Origin of the sequence: Brenneria tiliae (assembly GCF_023347575.1) — a bacterium.
Taxonomy (GTDB): Bacteria; Pseudomonadota; Gammaproteobacteria; order Enterobacterales; family Enterobacteriaceae; genus Brenneria; species Brenneria corticis.
The window spans coordinates 262631-277369 of record NZ_JAKPCB010000103.1 but is presented as its reverse complement, the minus strand read 5'-3'; the positions used below and the strand labels follow the sequence as shown (position 1 = coordinate 277369).

Annotated in this window: 11 protein-coding genes; 6 read left to right on the top strand and 5 right to left on the bottom strand. The window is 53.8% G+C overall.

Features of this window, described 5'->3' with window-relative positions:
- Nucleotides 1–24: 24 nt before the first annotated feature.
- Nucleotides 25–1035, bottom strand: a complete 1011-nt coding sequence (gene pyrD, locus MFP24_RS22075) for a quinone-dependent dihydroorotate dehydrogenase (protein WP_249232510.1) — start codon at nucleotides 1033–1035, stop codon at nucleotides 25–27.
- Nucleotides 1036–1422: 387 nt separating this feature from the next.
- A complete protein-coding gene (gene pepN, locus MFP24_RS22070) occupies nucleotides 1423–4038 on the bottom strand; it encodes an aminopeptidase N (protein ID WP_249232511.1) in 2616 nt (871 codons plus the stop codon).
- 233 nt (nucleotides 4039–4271) lie between these two features.
- Here pepN and pncB point away from each other — a divergent pair, with 233 nt between their 5' ends.
- The 6 genes from pncB to MFP24_RS22040 all read left to right on the top strand — a co-directional run bounded on the left by pncB (nucleotide 4272) and on the right by MFP24_RS22040 (nucleotide 10973).
- Entirely contained in the window at nucleotides 4272–5477 is a 1206-nt protein-coding gene (gene pncB, locus MFP24_RS22065) for a nicotinate phosphoribosyltransferase (protein WP_249232512.1), read from the top strand.
- Nucleotides 5478–5657: 180 nt separating this feature from the next.
- Nucleotides 5658–7058 (top strand): asparagine--tRNA ligase, encoded by a 1401-nt coding sequence (gene asnS / locus MFP24_RS22060; RefSeq protein ID WP_249232513.1) that lies wholly within the window; start codon nucleotides 5658–5660, stop codon nucleotides 7056–7058.
- A 314-nt stretch (nucleotides 7059–7372) separates the two neighbouring features.
- Nucleotides 7373–8443: a porin gene (locus tag MFP24_RS22055; RefSeq protein WP_283164132.1), complete on the top strand. Its 1071-nt coding sequence runs from the start codon at nucleotides 7373–7375 to the stop codon at nucleotides 8441–8443.
- 236 nt (nucleotides 8444–8679) lie between these two features.
- A complete protein-coding gene (locus MFP24_RS22050; RefSeq protein ID WP_249232514.1) occupies nucleotides 8680–9870 on the top strand; it encodes an amino acid aminotransferase in 1191 nt (396 codons plus the stop codon).
- Between the two features lie 126 nt (nucleotides 9871–9996).
- Nucleotides 9997–10293, top strand: a complete 297-nt coding sequence (locus MFP24_RS22045; RefSeq protein WP_249232515.1) for a hypothetical protein — start codon at nucleotides 9997–9999, stop codon at nucleotides 10291–10293.
- Nucleotides 10290–10973 (top strand): nucleotidyl transferase AbiEii/AbiGii toxin family protein, encoded by a 684-nt coding sequence (locus tag MFP24_RS22040; RefSeq protein WP_249232516.1) that lies wholly within the window; start codon nucleotides 10290–10292, stop codon nucleotides 10971–10973. The genes MFP24_RS22045 and MFP24_RS22040 overlap by 4 nt, the downstream gene beginning before the upstream one ends.
- 16 nt (nucleotides 10974–10989) lie before the next feature.
- Here the strand turns inward: MFP24_RS22040 and MFP24_RS22035 are convergent, their stop codons facing one another.
- From MFP24_RS22035 to ldtD, 3 genes are all read right to left on the bottom strand, one after another.
- Nucleotides 10990–11637, bottom strand: a complete 648-nt coding sequence (locus MFP24_RS22035; protein WP_249232517.1) for an MBL fold metallo-hydrolase — start codon at nucleotides 11635–11637, stop codon at nucleotides 10990–10992.
- A gap of 34 nt (nucleotides 11638–11671) precedes the next feature.
- A complete protein-coding gene (gene mepK, locus MFP24_RS22030; RefSeq protein WP_249232518.1) occupies nucleotides 11672–12220 on the bottom strand; it encodes a peptidoglycan L,D-endopeptidase MepK in 549 nt (182 codons plus the stop codon).
- A gap of 184 nt (nucleotides 12221–12404) precedes the next feature.
- Entirely contained in the window at nucleotides 12405–14153 is a 1749-nt protein-coding gene (gene ldtD / locus MFP24_RS22025) for a L,D-transpeptidase (protein WP_249232519.1), read from the bottom strand.
- Nucleotides 14154–14739 lie beyond the last annotated feature (586 nt).

The following is a 14739-nucleotide window of genomic DNA, read 5'->3' as shown; positions in this document are numbered from 1 at the left end:
GAGATAAATGAAAGGCAGAAATGATTAAATATGTGTCACGATATCTTTAATCAGTCGCGGACCGCGGAAAATAAAGCCGGAATATATCTGAATCAGGGTGGCGCCGGCATCCAGCTTTTCCCGAGCGGCAATCAGAGAATCAATACCGCCTACGCCGATAATCGGCAGGCGTCCGTCTAATTCCCGCGATAACCGACGGATAATTTCCGTACTGGACTGCTGTAAAGGACGACCGCTTAATCCCCCGGCCTGACCGCAGTAATTTAATCCCTGGATCAATTTTCGATCGAGCGTGGTATTGGTGGCGATCACCCCGTCGATGTTATGACGCACCAGGCTATCCGCTATCTGGATCAATTCTTCCTCGGAAAGATCCGGCGCGATCTTTACCGCGACCGGAACATATTTCTGATATTTCTCATTTAACTCGGCCTGCTTGTTTTTTATAGCCAGTAAAAGATCGTCCAGCGCCTCGCCATATTGCAGGCTGCGTAATCCCGGCGTATTAGGCGAAGAGATATTTATCGCAATATAGCCGGCATAAGGATAGATCTTATCCATGCAGATCAGATAATCCTCTTTCCCCTGCTCTACCGGCGTATCTTTATTTTTACCGATATTGATCCCTAATACGCCGCCGAAACGTGATTTTTTTACCTGCTCAACCAGATAGTCGACGCCCTGATTATTAAATCCCATGCGGTTAATCAGCCCTTCCGCTTCGACGATACGGAACAGTCTCGGCTTGTCATTTCCGGGTTGCGGACGCGGCGTTACGGTGCCCACTTCAATAAACCCGAACCCCATCGCGCCCAGCGCATCAATACAGTCGCCGTCTTTATCCAGCCCGGCGGCCAGGCCGAGCGGGTTTTTAAACGACAGCCCCATGCAGTTGACCGGCTTGGTGGGAACGGACTGACGGACGAGAAATTCGAGAGGGGTATTGGTGATACGGCGTAATTGCTGGAAGGTCAGTTCATGCGCTCGTTCTGGATCGAGCTGAAATAAAGCTTTCCTGATAACGGGATAGAACATATCGTCTCCTGAGATCCCCATTGCAAATAAACAAAGTCGGAATACGGCGAAATGGTAGTGCCATCACTGCGGAAAGTAAAACGTTTGCGCGCGGAGACCGGCGCTATTCCTTCTCAGGCAGGAATAGCTCACATGGAAAGTGCAGGTTGCTGATAAACCCACTCCGCCATAGTCATCCCGAACACCACCAGCAGTCATCCCCGCGCAGGCGGGGATCTCCCTCTGAAACCGTTGACAGCCATCGGCTGATTCCCGCCTGCGCGGGAATGACGGGGGTGTAAGTTGGTGGGGAATAACGGATTTGGCTTCGCTATTACCAATGGTTACTTTGTCAATGGTCTGACGCAGGCCAAACGGCCTGCGCATAGATCACTAGCGAACCCGGCTTTAATCCTGCAACGCTTTGCCGATCTTCTCGAACAGATCGCCGGACAGATTTTCCAGCGATTTTAACTGCTCCAGCGCCTGACGCATCAGCGCCTGCCGTTTGGCGTCGTAGCGTTTTAAACGAATTAAAGGCTCGATTAATCGCGCCGCGACCTGCGGGTTGCGGGTATTGAGATCGGTCAGGATCTCGGTCAGGAAGCGATAACCGCTGCCGTCTGGCGCGTGAAAGGCGGCGGGATTGGAGGCGGTAAAAGCGCCGATCAGCGCGCGCAGACGGTTGGGATTATTCAGGCTGAATGAACGATGCCGCTGTAGTTCGCGCACCCGCTCAAGCACATCCGCCGCCGGGCTGGTGGCCTGAAGGGTAAACCATTTATCCATCACCAGGCCGTCCTGATGCCAGCGCTCGTCAAAGTCGGCCAGCAACGCATCACGCACCGGCAACCGGGCGCTTACCGCGGCGGACAGCGCCGCCAGCGAGTCGGTCATGTTATCAGCCTGCCGATACTGCGCGTTCACCAGCTTATCCGCCTCGGCCTCATCGCCAAACGCCAGATAGTACAGGCAAATATTACGCAGGGCGCGTTTACCGATATCGCCGTGCTCAATACGGTATTGCGGCGTCAGGTTGGCGCGATAAACCGCCAGCCACTCATCCGCCATTTCTTTCGCCAGCGCCCGAACCAGGCCGTCGCGCACGGCGGCGATGGCCGTCGGATCGATGGTTTCGAACAGTTCGGCGATCTCATTTTCGCTCGGCAGCGTCAGGATCTGCGACGCCAGCATGGGATCCAGCTTATCGTCCAGCAAAATGGCGCGGAACGCGTCAACCACATGCATGGGCAATGAAAGCGCCTGCTGTTGCTGATAGCGGGAAACATTCAGCCGCAGGTAATTGGCCAGCAGGCTCTGCGCCGCGTCCCAGCGGGAAAACGCGTTGCTGGCGTGGCGCATCAGAAAGGTCAGCTGCGCGTCGCTCCAGGCGTAGTTCAGTTTTACCGGCGCGGAGAACTCACGCAATAGAGAGGGAACCGGCTGGCAGGGAACCCGATCGAAAATAAAGGTCTGTTCAGCTTCGGTAACGTTCAATACCGAGGACACCGGCTGCCCGTTTCTTTGCAGCGGGATCGCCTCTCCTTGAGCATCGTACAGTTCAATATCCAGCGGAATATGCAGCGGCAGCTTCGGCTGCTTGTCGGCGCCTACCGGCGTCGCCTGGGCGACGTGCAGCACATACTGCTGGGATTGCGCATCGTAATCGTCGCGGATGGTCAGCACCGGGGTGCCCGACTGGCTGTACCAGCGGCGGAACTGTCTCAGATCCACGCCGGAGGCGTCTTCCATCGCCTGAACAAAATCGTCGCAGGTCGCCGCGCTGCCGTCATGGCGCTCAAAGTAGAGCCGCATGCCCGCCTGGAATTTTTCCTCGCCCAGCAGGGTGTGCAGCATGCGGATCACTTCCGATCCTTTTTCGTATACGGTCAGCGTATAGAAGTTGTTCATTTCTATCACCTGATCGGGACGAATCGGGTGCGACATCGGGCTGGCGTCCTCGGCAAACTGCGCTCCTCTCATCACCCGCACATTATCAATGCGGTTAACCGCGCGGGAACCCAGATCGGAGCTGAACTCCTGATCGCGGAACACCGTCAGCCCTTCTTTCAGGCTAAGTTGGAACCAGTCGCGGCAGGTCACGCGGTTGCCGGTCCAGTTATGGAAATATTCATGGCCGATCACCGCTTCAATATTCAGATAATCTTTATCGGTGGCGGTTTCGGCCTTGGCCAGCACATATTTGGAGTTGAATACGTTTAGCCCCTTATTTTCCATCGCCCCCATATTGAAGAAATCCACCGCGACAATCATATAGATGTCGAGGTCATACTCCAGTCCGAAGCGGGTTTCGTCCCACTTCATGGCGTTCTTCAACGAGGCCATGGCCCAGTCGGCGCGGTCCAGATTGCCGCGATCGACGTACAGCTCAAGCGCCACCTCGCGGCCGGAGCGAGTGGTAAAACGATCCTCCAGAAGATCAAAATCCCCGGCGACCAGCGCAAACAGATAACAGGGCTTGGGGAAGGGATCCTGCCATTCGATCCAATGCCGGCCGTCGGCCAGCTCACCCTGGGCAATCCGGTTGCCGTTGGAAAGCAGATAGGGATAGCGCGACCTGTCGGCGGTGATGCGCGTGGTGAATTTCGCCAGCACGTCCGGGCGATCCAGGTAGTAGGTAATATGGCGGAAACCTTCCGCCTCGCACTGCGTGCACAGCGCGTCGCCGGACTGGTACAACCCTTCCAGGGCGCTATTGGCCGCCGGGTTGATCTCGGTTTCAATGCTCAGCGTAAATTCGGCCGGCAACTGCGTCAGTGTCAACCCGCCATCCTGCTGCTGGTAATGCGGCCATGACGCGCCGTCCACGCTCAGGCTCACCAGCTTCAGGCCTTCGCCATCCAGCTTTAGCGGCGCTCCCTGCTCGCCCTGCAGCACCACCTGGCTCACCGCCTTTACCCGGGTTTGCTCGGCGTGCAGGTCGAAATCCAGCGCGATCTCGGTGATGGTATAATCCGGCGCCCGGTAGTCGTGGCGATATTTCACTTGCGGCTGTTGATTCATATAAAGTTTTCACCTCGTTATAAGCTTTATCCATCAAGTCTATGCCTGTTGCATCAATGTTACCATGATAAAATAATGCGAATAATAATCATGCCATAGCACGTTTGAATCTCGCCTCGGGCACCCCCATATGTTGTGATAAGGTAATATTTGGCCAAGCAGGGTATACTACTCAGACCTTGCCGATAGTCCCGCTAACGGACACGCGTCTAACGAGGATGCTGTAACGCATTATGACTTTACACACTCCCCCGATCCTGACCTCAGTGCTGGATACCGATGCCTATAAGCTGCATATGCAACAGGCGGTGTATCATCACTATTATCATGTCGACGTGGCGGCTGAATTCCGCTGCCGCGATGATGAGCTGTTAGGGATCTATGCTGAAGAGATCGCCGAACAGGTTAATTTTATGCAACACCTGGTCTTGAGCGACGAAGAATTCAGCTATCTCTCTTCTTTACCTTTTTTCAAAGCGGATTATCTCGACTGGCTGCGGAAATTTCGTTTCAATCCCCGGCAGGTCAGTATCAAAAATCACCACGGCAGGCTGGATATCCGCATTGCCGGGCCGTGGCGCGAAGTGATCCTATGGGAAGTCCCGCTGCTGGCGGTAATCAGCGAGGTCGTCCACCGCAACCGCTCGCCGCGGATCGTGCCGCTTCAGGCGGTTGATCAACTGCACAAGACGCTGGATCACTTCCGTAAAATCAGCGCGGACGTGGATACCGGCGGTTTCAGACTGATGGATTTCGGCACCCGCCGGCGCTTTTCCCGTGAAGTGCAGCGGATGATCGTCGCGACGTTGCAGAGCGAGTTTCCCTATTTAATCGGCACCAGCAACTATGATTTGGCCCGCCGTTTAAATTTGACGCCGGTTGGCACCCAGGCGCATGAATGGTTTCAGGCGCACCAGCAAATCAGCCCGGAGCTTGCCAACAGCCAGCGCGCGGCGTTACAGATGTGGCTGCGCGAATATCCCGACCAGTTGGGCATCGCGCTAACCGACTGTATTACCATGGACGCCTTTCTGCGCGACTTCGACCGCCCGTTCGCCGCCGCTTATCAGGGACTGCGGCATGACTCCGGCGATCCCATCGACTGGGGTGAAAAGGCCATCGCCCACTATCAGCGTCTGGATATCGACCCGCTAAGCAAGACGCTGGTGTTCTCCGATAATCTGAATCTCGATAAGGCGCTGCATCTTTACCGCCATTTCCAGCGGCGCATCAATCTGGTATTCGGCATAGGAACGCGTCTGACCTGCGATATACCCGGCGTTAAGCCATTGAATATCGTTATCAAGCTGGTGGAGTGCAACGGTAAGCCCGTCGCCAAACTTTCCGACAGCCCCGGTAAAACGATTTGTCAGGACCAGGCCTTCGTCAGTGAATTACGCAAGGCGTTCGACCTGCCCCGCGTTAAAAAAGCCAGTTGACCGCCGCTTCGTCCCCCGATGATTGCCCGATCTTTAACCCACCCGCGCCGGAATGCATAAAACTTATGGCATTCCGGCGATTTCTGCTTGTGTCCTGCTCGACGGCAAGTAACATAACGAATTACCCTTTTCAGGGTCATCCACTGTTTCTAAACAATATTTGATTGAAGAGAGAATTTTATGAGCGTAGTGCCTGTAGTCGACGTACTGCAAGGCCGTGTTGCCGTTGACAGCGAAGTCACCGTGCGCGGCTGGGTACGTACCCGGAGAGATTCTAAAGCCGGTATCTCCTTTGTTGCCGTTTATGACGGCTCCTGCTTTAATCCGTTACAGGCGGTGGTGAATAATAATCTCTCCAATTATCAGGATGACGTGCTGCGCCTGACCACCGGCTGCTCGGTGGAAATTACCGGTAAGGTCGTGGCCTCTCCGGGCGAAGGCCAGAGCTTTGAGCTGCAGGCATCCGCGGTCAAGGTTGTCGGCTGGGTGGACGATCCCGATACCTACCCGATGGCGGCCAAACGCCACAGCATCGAATATCTGCGCGAAGTGGCGCATTTGCGTCCGCGCACCAATCTGATCGGCGCCGTGGCCCGCGTTCGTCATACGCTGGCTCAGGCCATTCACCGTTTCTTCCATGAAAACGGTTACTTCTGGGTCTCCACCCCGCTGATCACCGCTTCCGACACCGAAGGCGCCGGCGAAATGTTCCGCGTTTCCACCCTCGATCTGGAAAATCTGCCGCGCACCGAACAGGGCAAGGTGGATTTCAGCGAAGACTTTTTCGGTAAAGAAGCCTTTCTTACCGTATCCGGCCAGTTGAACGGCGAAACCTACGCCTGCGCCCTTTCCAAGGTGTATACCTTCGGGCCGACGTTCCGCGCGGAAAACTCCAATACCAGCCGCCATCTGGCCGAGTTCTGGATGATCGAGCCTGAAGTGGCCTTTGCTTCGCTGGATGATATCGCCGGCCTGGCGGAAAAACTGTTGAAATACGTGTTCCAGGCGGTGCTGGATGAGCGCGCGGACGATATGGCGTTTTTCGCCCAGCGCGTGGATAAGGAAGCGGTCAGCCGTCTGGAAAACTTTATCACCGCTGATTTTGCCCAGGTCGACTACACCGACGCCGTGGAAATCCTGCAAAACTGCGGTCAAGGGTTTGAAAACCCGGTTTACTGGGGCGTCGACCTCTCTTCCGAGCACGAACGCTATCTGGCGGAGCAACATTTTAAAGCGCCGGTGGTGGTTAAAAACTATCCGAAAGATATCAAGGCATTCTATATGCGCATGAACAGCGACGGTAAAACCGTCGCCGCCATGGATGTGCTGGCGCCGGGAATCGGTGAAATTATCGGCGGGTCCCAGCGCGAAGAGCGTCTGGAGCAGTTGGATAGCCGTCTGGAAGAGATGGGACTGAAAAAAGAAGACTACTGGTGGTATCGGGATCTGCGCCGTTACGGCACCATTCCGCATTCTGGTTTCGGTTTGGGCTTCGAACGGCTGATCGCCTATGTTACCGGAGTACAAAATGTGCGCGACGTTATCCCTTTCCCGCGTACGCCAAGGAACGCCAGTTTCTAAATAAAAATTTAATATAAGTAAAACAAATATGTAGAAAAGAAGAGCCGGGTCTCCCGGTTCTTTTTTTTTAATTTTGGTTATAGCTCACAAAGTTCCCTGAAATTTACATTTAGCAATACAATTTTTCCATTTGTTACCCGATTACGAAGTTAGTATCATTTTCGGGGTAGATTAACCGGCTGGTGAATGGAAAACTGCGTTCAGACACAGGACGACACCAAACTTTCAGTAATGGTTCCGTATAGTTCGTATAGTTGCGTAAGGAATTGTTTTTGGCAGTGGCAGGTGTCTGAATAACACCAATGAGGGTAATAATGATGAAGCGCAATATTCTTGCAGTGGTAATCCCGGCTCTGTTGGCTGCTGGTGCAGCAAACGCGGCAGAAATCTATAACAAAGACGGCAATAAGCTGGATCTGACTGGTAAAGTTAACGGCTTGCATTACTTCTCCGATAACGACGGCGACAACGGCGACAACACCTACGTTCGTCTGGGTTTTAAAGGCGAAACTCAGATCACCAGCGACCTCACTGGTTATGGCCGTTTCGAATATGAATTCAAAGGTAACAGAGCCGAATCAGAGCAAGGCGGAGATAAAACCCGTTATGCATTCGTCGGTCTGAAATTCAGCGACTACGGTTCTTTCGACTATGGCCGTAATCTGGGTATCGCTTACGATGGTCTCGCATATACCGACGTACTGCCGGAATTCGGCGGCGACTCCGCTTACACCGATAACCTGACCCAGCGCGTTGGCGGCGTAGCCACCTACCGCAACACCGGTTTCTTCGGCCTGGTTGATGGCTTGAACTTCGGCTTGCAGTATCAGGGTAAAAATGACGAAAATGCCAGTGGCCGTACCGCTCTTGGCAAACAAAACGGCGACGGCTGGGGTACTTCTCTGGAGTATAACACCGACATCGGCGTAAGCGTTGCTGGTTCTTATGCAAAATACGACCGTACTAACCGTCAAACTGCTGACGGTAAAGGCCAGGATGCAGATGCTTGGGCTACCGGCTTGAAATATGATGCCAACAGCCTTTACCTTGCTGCGACTTACGGTCAATACCGTAACCTGACCTACACCAGCACCGACACTTACGGCGGATTTGCTGACAAAACCAAAGTTTTTGAAGCTGTTGCTCAATATACCTTTGATTTCGGTCTGACGCCTTCCTTGGCTTACGTTTCCGCTAAAGGAAAAGACGAGCAAAACGGCATTAATGACTATGTCACCAAGTATGTCAGCGTTGGCGGTACTTACGCGTTCAACAAAAACTTTTCTACCTATGTTGATTACCAAATCAACCTGCTCGACAGCGATAATGACTATGGCATCAGCGATGATGACATCGTTGCTGTTGGTCTGACTTATCAGTTCTAAGCTGATACCGCATCGCGCAGCGGGTTAACCGTGCGCAGCGTATAAAAAAGACAGGGCTTCGGCTCTGTCTTTTTTGCTGCTAAAGTCCCGTATTACCCCGTTAGCCAGTCTTTTATTTTGTATCTCAGATTCCCCCGATTATTTCTCTTTCTTTTTTAACCCAAAGGTTGGCAAAGCCTTTTACTGGCGTTACTCTGAGAATTCTTGCTTAATCTCTGCCATGGAACACCCTACTCATGTTTGAAAATATCACTGCCGCCCCCGCCGACCCTATTCTTGGGCTGACCGATCTTTTCCGCGCCGATGAACGTCCGCATAAAATCAATCTGGGCATCGGCGTCTATAAAGATGAAACCGGTAAAACGCCGGTATTAACCAGCGTAAAAAAAGCAGAACAATTTTTGCTGGAAAACGAAATCACCAAAAACTATCTGGGCATTGACGGTCTGCCGGCATTCAGTCAATACACTCAGGAATTGCTGTTCGGTAAACAAAGCGACATTATCGCCGACAAGCGGGCGCGTACCGCGCAAACGCCGGGCGGAACGGGCGGTCTGCGCGTTGCCGCTGACTTTATCGCCAAGCAGACCGCGGCGAAACGTATCTGGATAAGCAACCCGAGCTGGCCGAACCATAAAGGCGTATTCTCTGCCGCCGGTCTCGAAGTGCGCGAATATGCTTACTACGACGCCGCCAACCATGCCCTGGACTTCGACGGACTGTTAAGCAGCCTCAATGCGGCGCAGGCCGGCGATGTGGTGCTGTTCCACGGCTGTTGTCACAACCCTACCGGCATTGACCCCACGGCCGAGCAGTGGGCCCAGTTGGCCGAGCTTTCGGTAGCAAAAGGCTGGCTGCCGCTGTTTGACTTCGCCTATCAGGGTTTTGCCCGCGGGCTGGAAGAGGACGCGGAAGGCCTGCGCATCTTTGCCGCCAGGCATAAGGAACTGATCGTTTGCAGTTCCTATTCCAAAAACTTCGGCCTGTACAATGAGCGCGTGGGCGCCTGTACGCTGGTTGCCGCCGATACCGCGACCGCCGATAAAGCCTTCAGCCAGGTAAAGGCGACCATCCGCGCCAACTACTCCAATCCGCCGGCTCACGGCGCCGCCGTGGTGGCGACCATTCTGGCTGACGATGCCCTGCGGGCCATCTGGGAACAGGAACTGACGGCGATGCGCGAACGCATTCAGCGCATGCGTCAGCTGTTTGTCAATACCTTGCAGGAGAAAGGCGCCAGGCAGGACTTCTCTTTCATTATCGACCAGAACGGCATGTTCTCATTCAGCGGACTGACTAAAGACCAGGTACTGCGCCTGCGTGATGAATTCGGCGTTTACGCCGTTAACTCCGGTCGTATCAACGTGGCGGGCATGACGCCGGAAAATATGGCGCCGCTGTGCGAAGCCATCGTCGCCGTACTTTAATTCTCTTCTTAACCGGGTCACCGAATCAGTAATTAAAAGTGACCCGGTTCACTTCTCCCCACCAGTTGTCTAACGTTCAACGCAACTATAGAATCGTGCTATCAAACGGGCATATGGATATATGATATGGCATCCATCAACCAGAAAATATTGAAAACGTTGGCACGCAAATATATATGGTGGAAATCACCGGATGAAGCTATCGCTTATCCCCAGCGGATTATTGCTCAGGTAATGAATATCGGCGACTATTCCGACGTGCAAACGCTGGTCGCTCACGTCAACGACGATACGCTGAGGGATGTGTTGACGCATGCGGAAGCCGGGCAGTTCAACGCGCGCTCATGGGCATACTGGCACTACCGTCTGGATGTTTGCGCATTCGATCAGGTGCCGCCGCTGCCCGTACGGAGATTGGCATGAAGCCGGTTTTCAAACCTCGTATGGATGCGTTGCCGCTCGCACAGCAGCGACTCTGGCCCAGTCTGGGCAATGCCGCCAGGCTTGGATTCGTACTATATGGCGGCACGGCTATTGCCCTACGCTTAGGCCATAGGCAATCCGTTGATTTTGATTTCTTTTCTGACAGGCCGCTTGACCGCGAGGCGATCAGATCGGCGTTTTCATTTGTCGCTCACTCGACTACTCTGCACGATCAAGAAAACACCTGGACGCTATTAGTACCCGATAATGAAGCCGAAGAAACGCAGTCCGTTAAAGTTTCATTTTTTGGACCAATAGGATTTGGCCGAGTGGGTAACCCTGATGTTACAGACGATCGCGTATTACAGGTCGCCTCATTTAACGACCTGATGGCGACCAAAGTAAAAGTCATACTTCAACGAGCCGAAGCTAAAGATTATCGCGATATTGCGGCCATGATAAACGCGGGAGTCAGTCTTGCATATGGGCTTGCCGCCGCCAGATTGATGTTTGGCGCTAATTTTCAACCTAGCGAAAGCCTGAAAGCACTGGTTTACTTCGACGATGGCGATCTGCAATCCCTGACTTCTGCGGAAAAAAGAACGCTAGTGAACGCAGCGAAAAGCGTACGGGACCTGCCTGTAACCATGCTGCTCTCCACACGGCTCACCGCCGACTGACGCAGCGGCCAGCGTTTTACCACACCGCCGGCTCGTCGCGAATAAACGGATTGGTCTGGCGCTCCCGGCCGAAGGTGGATATCGGCCCATGGCCTGGAATAAAGGTCACGTCATCCCCCAGCGGCAGCAGTTTATTACGTATTGAGGCGATCAACGCCTGGTGATCGCCCTGGGGAAAATCGCTGCGCCCCACGCCGCCGTTAAAAATGACGTCACCCACCTGCGCCAGACGAGATACCGCGTCAAAAAAGACGATATGTCCGGGCGTATGGCCGGGACAATGGAATACCTCCAGGGTAATATCCCCGACCTTGACCTTGTCACCCTCTGTTAACCAGCGGGAAGGCGTCAAGGCTTTACATTCATCCAGCCCGAACATTCGGCTCTGCGCCGGCAAGCCTTCCAGCCAGAACGCGTCTTCAATCTGCGGACCGATAATCGGCGCCTGATAATACGCGCCCAGTTCGGCGGCGGCGCCGACGTGATCCAAATGTCCGTGGGTCAGCAGGATTTGCTTAACGGTAACGCCCGCATCGGCGACCGCCCGTTTTATCTTATCCGCATCGCCGCCGGGATCGACGATGGCCGCCTCATTGGTATGCTCGCACCATAGCAATGTGCAGTTCTGGCTAAAGGCCGTAACGGGGATAATTTGATATTTCATACCGCTCCAAACAACATAATAACAGCCAGTCAGTTTACCAGGTGCGCACCGGACCGGTATCGATATGGACAAAGTTACTGCGCGGATAATATCCGACGCCGCCGGCGCGCATTTTCATCGCCGCTTTACGCAGGTTGGCAAGCTGGACGCCTTCGATATGGAAGTCCATCGCCTGTCCTTTGGTATGGTAGCTTTGCTTCGCCACGCCTTTGCGGTGCGCGCGCAGTTCGTTATTGGTATCGATGGCGCGATAGCCGGAAATCAGCTGCACCGGTTTGTTGGTTCCCAGCATAACCTGCAGGCGGTAAAGCTGATCAAAAAGCTGCGGGTCGATGGTTTTGATTTTATTCGCCCGGTAATCACGGAAAAAATGATTCAGCCGCGATAGCTCTTCTTTATTATACCGTCTGCCGTCAAAAAACTCGGTTTTGAGGCGTTCTCCGGTATTAAGATTATTAAGCGTCAAAATTCGTGGTCGGGGCGTAGATAAGGTCGCCATTGCCTGACCGGGAAGGAGGGCAATACCTAATGCCGCACCACCCAGCGCAAGCCATTTACGGCGATGATTGTCGATGTCTTCCATAGAGCGGATTACCCAGGCTAAAAGAACGGTGTAAACGGAGGCGCGCCAAACGCACCGTCTTGCACCATAACCGCCTATGAAAAGTGAGTCAACCCGCTTTATTCAAGGGCTTGCGGGGGATCGCAATGATTCCCCCCATGGCGGATTCCCGGTCCGTTTTGTTAAATCCCGAATTTTTCGATAATTATTGCAACAACAGCCCGGCTTGGGGCAGAATCTGCGCCCCCGAGCGCGCCCTGTCGTCATAATTGTAAATATCTGTGCGGAACCGCGGCCTGCCGTCATCCGCCACCCAGGCGGTTAAATAATAAAGGCTTACCGGGATGCGGTGCTTCATCGGCACATAGGTGGTATTGCCCTGCGCCAGCGTTGAAGAGATGCGTTGATTATTCCAGCCGGTATCCTGCAATAACATACCGGCAAGTTCGGACGCTTTATTGACGCGAACGCAGCCGGAACTCAACGCGCGGATATCCCTCTGAAACAGATTATGGTTCGGCGTGTCGTGCAGATAGATCGCTTCAGAATTGGGCATATTGAACTTATAGCGCCCCAGCGAGTTATTGGCCCCCGGAGCCTGACGTAGGCGATAGGGAAAACGGCCTGGCGATACCATCGACCAATCAATCATCAGAGGATCGATGATTTCCGCATCCTGACTCCAGTCCGCCAGAACGGTGTAGCCGTGGCGCTGCAGATACCCAGGGTCCTGAATAACCTTGGGAATAATATCCTGCCGCGTCAGCGTGGTAGGCACATTCCACGGCGGATTGACCACCACGTTATACAGCGAGCTGCTCATTAGCGGCGTTTTTCGCTTCGGCTGGCCAACGATAACCCGCGATGACAGCCTTTGCGCGCCATCCTGATAATAAATCAGCGAGTAATCAGGAATGTTGACCATAATTCCGGTATGAACATTATCCTGCAGCAAGCGCAGGCGCTGGATATTGAGCGCCAGCAGCGTGGCGCGCACCTGCGGCGAGACATTCAGCCAGTCGCGGGTGCGTTTGCCTATTACGCCGTCATCTGCCAGTCCCTGCCAATGCTGGAAACGTTTTACCGCCGCCACCAGCTCATCGCTGTAAAGGTTTTCAGCGGCAGAGAGCCTATCCTCGGCCAGCGGATCATCCGCCGCTTGGCTGGCCGCCGGGGGAACCGTGGCGGTCGGTTCATTAAACAGCGTGATATCCCCACTCGGCTCCAGCATCCCGCTGCGCAGTAGAATTTCACGCAGCGCCGGAATGGCCTGGCTCGACTGCCCCGGACGTAAACTTTCCGACAAACTCAATGTCGGCCAGGGACGATTATCCGCCAGCATCGCCTTCAAGGCTTGATGCATTTTGGCATACTGCGAATGCTGCGGCGCCAGTGATGCGACATAGGCGGCGCTACCGCCCGACTTCACCGCCTGCTGCCACTGGCCGACCACGTTGGCGGCGGGCGACTGCAAACGGTAAGGCACATTACCGTACAACCAGCTGTTGCCATTGCGCTCGACGCCGGAAACGAACTGCAAATAGCCCAGCATGGCATCGGATAAGACGATATCGCGCGCCAGACCCGTTATCTGCGGATCGGTAAGCCAGGTCACCCATCTGGTAAACTGCGGCTGTACGCCGGCAATCGCCAGTTCGGCCAATTGCTGTTGCAACTGCCGCACCGCCTGAGCGTCCGTCCACATCGGCTGCATATAATGCTGGGCATATAATGATGACAGATCGGCAAGATAGTGAAGCGTCACGCCTTTAGGCAAGGCGGCCAGCAAGGTCGCTCTGCTGTTTTCCACGTCAACGAATCCCGCAGATTGGGATTCGCCCGGCAACACCGCGGGTAATGCCGCCAGCGCTGAAAACGAAGGTGACAGGCTACATACCCAAATACAACCAGCACTCCACAGCAGCCTCTGCGCTTTTCGTTTATCTAACAACATCCATTCATCCCCTGTACCCATTAACCACAATGCCTTCCACAACCAGCCCTTTGTTGGCAAAAATAAAATAACCCAGCTTATACCCGTCATACTTCAAGCTACAGGTGCGTTGGCTGTGTTACTCGGCCCTTCCATGGGCCTCGTCCCTACGGGACCGCTGTGAACAGCGTTCAAATCTGCTCCAGGCAGATTTGTCACTCACCCCGGTCACTTACTGGTGTAAGCTCCCGGGGATTCGTTGCGTCGCCGCCTTCCTGCAACTCGAATTATTTAGGGTATATATATTGCAGAGAAAAATAATTGTGCTTTTATGTATTGATATTTGCCTTGCCGGACTAACCTATTTCATCGGTGTTACCGTCAGTATATAAAGAGAAAAATATTTTTGCTTCTATTGTCGCGTGATTATTTTACCGGCCTGACGAATGATTTATTAATAATCCGCCGCTGCAAAACTAAAGCCGCTTTAAAAAAGCGGCTCAGAGCGTTGACAAAGTAGCCATTGATGATAGCAAATCCAACCCCGTCATTCCTGCGTAGGCAGGAATCTTCCTGATATCAACGCACTAGCTGAAAGTAGATCCCC

Coding starts and splice junctions, on each gene's coding strand:
- pyrD (WP_249232510.1), bottom strand. CDS start 1,035: ATGTTCTATCCCGTTATCAGGAAAGCTTTATTTCAGCTCGATCCAGAA.
- pepN (WP_249232511.1), bottom strand. CDS start 4,038: ATGAATCAACAGCCGCAAGTGAAATATCGCCACGACTACCGGGCGCCG.
- pncB (WP_249232512.1), top strand. CDS start 4,272: ATGACTTTACACACTCCCCCGATCCTGACCTCAGTGCTGGATACCGAT.
- asnS (WP_249232513.1), top strand. CDS start 5,658: ATGAGCGTAGTGCCTGTAGTCGACGTACTGCAAGGCCGTGTTGCCGTT.
- MFP24_RS22055 (WP_283164132.1), top strand. CDS start 7,373: ATGATGAAGCGCAATATTCTTGCAGTGGTAATCCCGGCTCTGTTGGCT.
- MFP24_RS22050 (WP_249232514.1), top strand. CDS start 8,680: ATGTTTGAAAATATCACTGCCGCCCCCGCCGACCCTATTCTTGGGCTG.
- MFP24_RS22045 (WP_249232515.1), top strand. CDS start 9,997: ATGGCATCCATCAACCAGAAAATATTGAAAACGTTGGCACGCAAATAT.
- MFP24_RS22040 (WP_249232516.1), top strand. CDS start 10,290: ATGAAGCCGGTTTTCAAACCTCGTATGGATGCGTTGCCGCTCGCACAG.
- MFP24_RS22035 (WP_249232517.1), bottom strand. CDS start 11,637: ATGAAATATCAAATTATCCCCGTTACGGCCTTTAGCCAGAACTGCACA.
- mepK (WP_249232518.1), bottom strand. CDS start 12,220: ATGGAAGACATCGACAATCATCGCCGTAAATGGCTTGCGCTGGGTGGT.
- ldtD (WP_249232519.1), bottom strand. CDS start 14,153: ATGTTGTTAGATAAACGAAAAGCGCAGAGGCTGCTGTGGAGTGCTGGT.